This window comes from Streptomyces sp. NPDC046379 (genome assembly GCF_055587785.1).
Genome location: NZ_JBVJFP010000050.1, coordinates 1 through 6193 on the forward strand (window position 1 = coordinate 1; position 6193 = coordinate 6193).

General features: G+C 68.0%; 6 protein-coding genes. 3 read left to right on the top strand and 3 right to left on the bottom strand.

Annotation, left to right across the window (positions count from 1 at the left end):
• Positions 1–208: 208 nt before the first annotated feature.
• From ACZ6KF_RS33735 to ACZ6KF_RS33745, 3 genes are all read right to left on the bottom strand, one after another.
• On the bottom strand, positions 209–490 hold the full coding sequence (locus tag ACZ6KF_RS33735; RefSeq protein WP_469160450.1) for a hypothetical protein: 282 nt from the start codon (positions 488–490) through the stop codon (positions 209–211).
• A gap of 542 nt (positions 491–1032) precedes the next feature.
• A complete protein-coding gene (locus ACZ6KF_RS33740; protein WP_469241988.1) occupies positions 1033–1419 on the bottom strand; it encodes a hypothetical protein in 387 nt (128 codons plus the stop codon).
• 256 nt (positions 1420–1675) lie between these two features.
• Entirely contained in the window at positions 1676–2815 is a 1140-nt protein-coding gene (locus ACZ6KF_RS33745) for a PucR family transcriptional regulator (RefSeq protein ID WP_469241990.1), read from the bottom strand.
• A gap of 86 nt (positions 2816–2901) precedes the next feature.
• On the opposite strand from ACZ6KF_RS33745, the gene ACZ6KF_RS33750 reads away from it, so the two are divergent.
• From ACZ6KF_RS33750 to ACZ6KF_RS33760, 3 genes are all read left to right on the top strand, one after another.
• Complete coding sequence (locus tag ACZ6KF_RS33750) at positions 2902–3957, top strand: ferredoxin reductase (RefSeq protein WP_469241992.1); 1056 nt, start codon at positions 2902–2904, stop codon at positions 3955–3957.
• Between the two features lie 7 nt (positions 3958–3964).
• Positions 3965–5083 (top strand): fatty acid desaturase family protein, encoded by a 1119-nt coding sequence (locus ACZ6KF_RS33755; protein WP_469160448.1) that lies wholly within the window; start codon positions 3965–3967, stop codon positions 5081–5083.
• A gap of 505 nt (positions 5084–5588) precedes the next feature.
• On the top strand, positions 5589–5765 hold the full coding sequence (locus ACZ6KF_RS33760; protein ID WP_469241994.1) for a hypothetical protein: 177 nt from the start codon (positions 5589–5591) through the stop codon (positions 5763–5765).
• Positions 5766–6193: the final 428 nt, after the last annotated feature.

A 6193-nucleotide genomic window follows, 5' to 3' on the forward strand; every position in this document is an offset into this window, starting at 1 on the left:
CACGATCCACGGCCGCGACTGGCGCTTCCCCACGACCCGACCAACGAGCAGACAGACCGATGGTTACTTGATCAACAACTTCTGTTAGGAACTCTAAGGCGCGGTTTGTCGTGCCGTTGTGCCTGCTTCGTCGTGGCATTACCGGGCCGTTCGAGCCGGAACGGCAGGACATCCCATCACTCCGCCAGGAGCGACTGTCGAGGGCAGATCAGAGCAGGTCGCGTTCCATCATGTCCTCTGCTTCCTTCCAGGTGATGAAGGTGCATGCTCCCGTGCTCAGGTCGACGGCAACGGGCAGGTTCCCGCCGAGTTGCATGTCCTCACGCCCGTGATCGAGGTACTCGACATGGTCGTAGGGAGCGATGAATCGTCCTTCGTCCGTGAAGCAGTACTCGGGAATGATCCTCACATCGGAGGATGGCCCCCATGCTTTGCTGCGTTCCGCAAGGAACTGCGCAGCCCTGCGCTCGGCTTCTTCCGGGGCGAGCATCTCGGTTGGTCCTCATCACGTAGTAGTGGCGGGATGTCTTGCGTGCCGGATCGGCATTGCCCGACTGGAAGTTGAGGAAGACTACCTTCCCATCGATGTTCACGACGTTGAATTAGTGGCCCAAACCCTTCCTCGGCCAGGCTTGGACGATCGCCCGGGCGCCGGGCCCCAGGGGAGCATGTCAATGGCGGCAGGCTGTTCCTGCGCACGACCCTGAGCGGCATCGTGCGGGACGTCCTGGCAGGCGGAGACGGCGCTCGCGGTATCGTGTGGGGGTTCGGGCCCGGCCCAAGGCGGCGCTGCTGAGTGCGGTGGCCGAGGCGACGACGAAGAGGGCGCCGAGTCCGGCCGAGGCGATGCTCACGCCGGTGACCATGGCGGTGGTGCCGGACCAGAGCACGGGCAGGAGGAATCCTGCGGCGGAGACGGTCAGGGCGAGTGCTGCCAGTGACCGGGCGCCGGTGCGTCCGATCATGTGGCCGGCCGCGGTGGCGCAGGGCATGGTCGACAGCGCTACGGGGGGGGGAAGAGCAGCCCGGTGGTCAGGGCGCCGTGGTCTTGGCGGTTTTGAGGTAGAAGGAGCCGAGGAAGAAGGCTCCCACCATCAGGGCGGTGGCCACTGCGATGACGAAGGCGCTGGCGGAGATGGGTCGCCGGCCCAGCAGGCGGGGGTCGATCAGCGGCGCCTGTGTCCGGCGCTGCCAGGCGGCGAAGGCGGCGTAGGCGGCGGCGGAGGCGACGAGGAGAGCGACCGGCGACATGCCGAGAGCGGCGACCAGTGAGGCGGGTAGCACGTCGACGACGAACGAGCCGCTCGGTTCGACGGCCGACAGCCACAGCAGGCCGGCTGCGAGGACGAGCGGTCCGCCACTGATCAGCGGTCCATGATCACCAAGAACTGGGCGGTGGCGAGCACGATGGGTGCCCACCAGCGCTTGGGACTGACGGTCGGCATTGCCTTCCCCTCTCCATTCCTGAACGGATACTCCCTGGGGGTATAAGAATGGGGACCATGAGATACCCCCCTGGGAGTACGAGGGGGTCGGCGCAAGCGAATGGCGGCCGCAACGCCGGCCGATGCCTTGCGCAGGCGGCGCGCCCGAGTGCGTCGGCAGCGCACTGCGCAGGCGGCTCTTACCCGGGCCGCATGAGCCTTCGGATGGCACGGAAACGAGGCAGTACTCGTCAGTTGCCCCGAAGACCGACCGCCAGCGTCAGTTCAAGCACGCGGTGTGGCGATGCGAGATCCGGAAAGAGCTCCCGCAGCTGCGACATCCGGTACCGGACTGTCTGGGGATGGACGAACAACTCCGCCGCCACCTCCTCCCGCCTGCCCTGGTGCAGCAGCCACGCCCGCAATGTTTCCTCCAGCCGCTGTGCGGTCGCGGCAGGCAAGGTCCGCAACGGTGCGAGGGCTCGGGCACGGAGGTCTGCGAACGCCTCCACGTCGGCGCTCAGCACCAGCTCGGGCAGGTGGTCCTCGGTGTCGCGAATATCCGGGGAGAGGGAGCGCGCGCGTACGGCTCGTGTGTACGAGGCGGACGCACGAGTCCATGGCCGGGCCGGGCCGACCACGGCGGTGCGGTCGGTCAGCTGCCTCAAGAGATGTGATCGGTCCGCATCGGGGACGAGCAGCACACCGGTGGCGTCCGGCAGATCGTCGAGGACGAGGGTGTTCGGGTCGAGCGCGCGGTAGGCAGGCCGGGCCTGGGCGGCGGGCAGCAGGACCGCGGTCAGCGAAACCGGAGGCTGCCACCCGGCCCGTTGAACAGAGGCCAGCAGCACGTCCGGGCTTGCGTCGGCGAGGAGGTTGCGGGCCAGGTGTTCCAGGCGGCGCTCGTGGGCCCTGCCCCGGGCGGCCAGTTCGTCGGCGTGGCCCGCGGCGCTCGCGGCGGAGAGCTCGTCGATGTAGGCGAAGGTCAGCTCGGCGAACTTGGCGACCTCGGCGGCGGGCAGGCCTGCGGGTACGGCACCCGCTGCCAGGCATCGCCAGGCCACGCGGGCGCCGACGCGGTAGGCGCTGAGTAGGGCGTCCATCGAGCGGCCGTCGCGGACCTCGCCGCGGCCCAGCTCGTAGGCCGCGTCACCGGCGTCACCGCCTGTGGCGTTCCCGCTCGCGAGGTCCAGGTAGTGCCCCAGGGCGGTGCGGACGGCTCGGCGGATGGTGGCACCCATGTGGCCCGAAAGGGCGTTGGCGTAGGAAGGGACCTCGTCGATGATCGCTTGGACGACCTCGTCGGCGGTGGTCTTCAGCGCGGCCCGAAGTGCGGTGACCGTCGTCTCATCCAGGGCCAGTTCACTGGCCCTCCGGATTGCATGGCTCACGTTTTGTTCCCCGCGAACAATTCAGCCGATCAGATTTACGTACTGCGGTCAGGACTTTACGCCGTGAGGCGCAGCAAGCTGGATTCATGACGAGTACAGCCCTGCGCAGCAGGGCGTGGAAACTGCTGGAGATGGTCACGACGCCGCTGCTGCCGTCGGATTATCTCGACCTGGTCAGCCCGCTGCGTGCGGGCGCTGACCTCCGTGGGCGCATCGAGGCCGTGCTCCCCGAGGCGGGTGACGCCGCGACTGTCGTGATCAGGCCGGGACGGGGCTGGCGCGGCCACACAGCTGGTCAGTACGTGCGGATCGGGGTCGACGTCGACGGGGTGCGCCTGTGGCGTGCCTACTCCATCACCTCGCCGACCAACCGCCATGACGGCCGCGTCACGATCACCGTGAAGGCGATCCCGGACGGCAAGGTCAGCAACCACCTGGTCCGCAGGGCGAAACCGGGCACGCTGATCCAGCTCGACCAGGCGACCGGTGACTTCGTAATGCCGCAGGCCAAGCCCGCCAAGGTGCTCTACCTGACGGCTGGCAGCGGCATCACGCCCGTGATGGGCATGCTGCGCGACACCGAGTTCGACGACGTCGTCATGGTCCACTGCGCGCCACAGCCGCAAGACGTGATCTTCCGCAAGGAACTGCACGACCTGGTCGCGGACAAGAAGCTGCGGCTCACCGAGGTGCACACCGTCACGGACGGCATGCTCGACATCGCCCGTCTCGACGAACTCGTGCCCGACTGGGCCGAGCGCGAGACCTGGGCTTGCTGGCCCGCGGGTCTGCTCGACGCCGCCGAAGAGCACTGGAGCGAGCACGGTGCACGAGAGCGCCTGCACACCGAACGCTTCCGCCCCGGCATCGTCGTCGCCGGCGACGGCGGCGAGGTCACGTTCAGCGTCACCGGCAAGACCGTCGATGCGGACGGCGCCACGCCGTTGCTGGACATCGGCGAGGAGGCCGGCGTGCTCATGCCCTCCGGGTGCCGCATGGGCATCTGCTTCGGCTGCATCACGCCGCTCAAGGCGGGCGCCGTCCGCGACCTGCGCACCGGCGAGATCACCGAGGCCGAGCCGGGCGTCCTCATCCAGACCTGCGTGTCCGCCGCGGCGGGCCCCTGCGACATCGAACGGTAGGAGCACCTTGACCGCCATCGACCCCACCGCCCACCTGACCGCGGAGCAGATCGAGGAGCTTGGCCGCGAGCTGGACGCGATCCGCGACGAGGTGATCGCCAGCCGTGGCGAGAAGGACGCCGCCTACATCCGCAAGGTCATCTCCGCGCAGCGCAAGCTCGAGCTGGTCAGCAGGGGTGTGCTGCTGTTCTCGCTCTTCCCGCCAGCGTGGCTGATCGGCACGGCCGGTCTGTCCGTGGCGAAGATCATGGAGAACATGGAGATCGGCCACAACGTCCTGCACGGCCAGTGGGACTGGATGCGAGACCCGAAGATCCACTCCACCACCTGGGAATGGGACCACGTCTCGCCGGCCGATCAGTGGAAGCACTCGCACAACGAGCTGCACCACACGTACACCAACGTGATCGGTAAGGACAACGACCTCGGCTACGGCATCATGCGCGTCGACGAGGACCAGAGGTGGCACCCGTTCCACCTCGGCCAGCCGCTGTGGAACTTCATCAACGCCTGCTTCTTCGAGTACGGCATCGCAGCGTACGACCTGGAGCTCGGCAAGAACCTGCACAAGCGCCGCCGCAAGAACCCGGAGTTCCGCGCGCGGGCCAGGGCCGTGGGCCGCAAGATCCGCAAGCAGGTGCTCAAGGACTACGTGATCCACCCGCTGCTGTCGGGCCCGTCGTTTCTGACCACGCTCGCCGCCACGTTCACCGCGAACCTGGTCCGCAACATCTGGTCCCACTCGGTGATCATGTGCGGGCACTTCCCCGAGGGCGTGCAGGTCTTCGAGCGCCGGTCGATCAAGGGCGAGACGCGCGGCCAGTGGTACCTGCGCCAGATGATGGGCTCGGCGAACATCAGCGGCAGCAGGGCGATGCACTTCATGACCGGCAACCTATCGCACCAGATCGAGCACCACTTGTTCCCGGACCTGCCGAGCAACCGGTACGCCGAGGTCGCGGTGAAGGTGCGCGCGCTGTTCGAGAAATACGAGTTGGAGTACGTCACCGGGCCGCTGCCCAAGCAGGTGTTCTCCGCGTGGTGCAAGGTCTTCCGGCTCTCGCTGCCGAACAGGAAGCCCAAGGTCAAGACGCCGGACCGCGAGCAGGAGCTCCTCGCGGCCTGATTGCACTCGCAGACACCAACCCTGAGCGCGCCAGGCCACCCCAGAACAGCGCACGCGCACCCGGATCCCGACCATGGCCGTCCGAACCCGGACCACGGGTGAGCAGCTACCCCGACCATGCAGGTCAGCGCTCTGCGCAGACACCAGCCGATGCGCACCCGCGACAGCCGCCTGGGCACTGCGCTGCAGGCGCTCGTCGACGTCGACCGCGCCACCACGGAACCTGCGCGCTTGACCGAGAAGCTGGGCGCCTACGCGCGTCTGCACCGCCCGCGGCCTGGGGAGCCGGGGACATCGCACGGGCACAGCGGCCTTCTGCCCGCCCTGCCCAAGGCTGCTGTTCCTTCTCGACGGCACCGGGCCGGCCGGGGAAATGTCGGGCAGTGCAGAAGACTTCAGGGGGGCCGTCCACCACGACCACGTCTTGGCCCACCTGCGCACCGCCGGCCTAGGGGCGTTGGCGGACCTCGGCCGCCGAGGGCTGGACAACGATATCCGCGACCCCGTGATTGTCACCGGCTACACCGCCAAGCTCACCCCGGGCCGGAAGGACGCCAACCGCGTCCTCGCCGTCGGACGTGCACCGGTCGAGCACGGATTCGCCCACCTCAAGAACTGGCGGATCCTCACCAAGCTCCGCACCGATCCCGCCCGCGCTCCTCGGCAGGTGTGCGCGTTTTGATCGCAGCGCCTTGACCTCACCTGGCGTCGCTGATGAACCGCAAGGAGTCGGTCCGGCCCCTGGCCATCGACTGGAGCCGGTGCCCCGACTCCGCTGCGGCCGGCCCTGATGCGCGCCGCCTTCGCCGAACTCCACATCTCGACACCGGCCGTCCTGCTCCAGCAGCGGGTCTCGCGCTCCGTGACCCAGCCGACCAGCCTGCGCCAATACTTCCTGGCTCGGATTCGCTTGGCCCGCTGGCTCGCTCCCGCAGTGTCTTGGAGCTCTCCCAGGCCACCGCCCTATCGGCGGCCCGTAGGACTAGGTGGCGCGACCGTTCCCGTCCCAGGTGAGTTACTGATCATTTCAGAATGAGGTTCGGAGTCGTCTCAAGCAGATGATGCTGCAGGCGAGTTGGAGCAGTCCGAGGTGGAGGTCGGCTCGTATCT